General features: G+C 60.3%; 1 pseudogene. It reads right to left on the bottom strand.

Annotated features, from left to right (window positions below):
• Positions 1-234 (bottom strand): annotated as a pseudogene (locus tag KBI52_RS33730) (hypothetical protein); the annotation flags it as partial.

Genomic DNA, 234 nt, shown 5'->3' with positions numbered 1-234 from the left:
GTCGGCGCTGGAGAGCGACACGCCTGCGTCCCAGGAGTTGTGGTCGGCCGTGCCGGTGGTCTTGATCTTGCCGGTCCCGTACGAGATGTTGTTGCGGATGACGTGCCCGGCGTTGTGGTCGAAGTAGAAGTTGTAAGCGCCGTTGTTATAGGCGGTGTTGTCAGACAGTGTCAGCTTGGACACGCCGCCGTTGCTGCCGTTCTCGTCAAAGCCGTTCATCTTGTTGCCGAAGGC

The sequence above is a fragment of the Microvirga sp. HBU67558 genome (assembly GCF_018069605.1).
Lineage (GTDB): Bacteria > Pseudomonadota > Alphaproteobacteria > Rhizobiales > Beijerinckiaceae > Microvirga > Microvirga terrae.
Note: the sequence above shows the minus strand (reverse complement) of the source record. Positions and strands in the feature narration are given on the sequence as shown.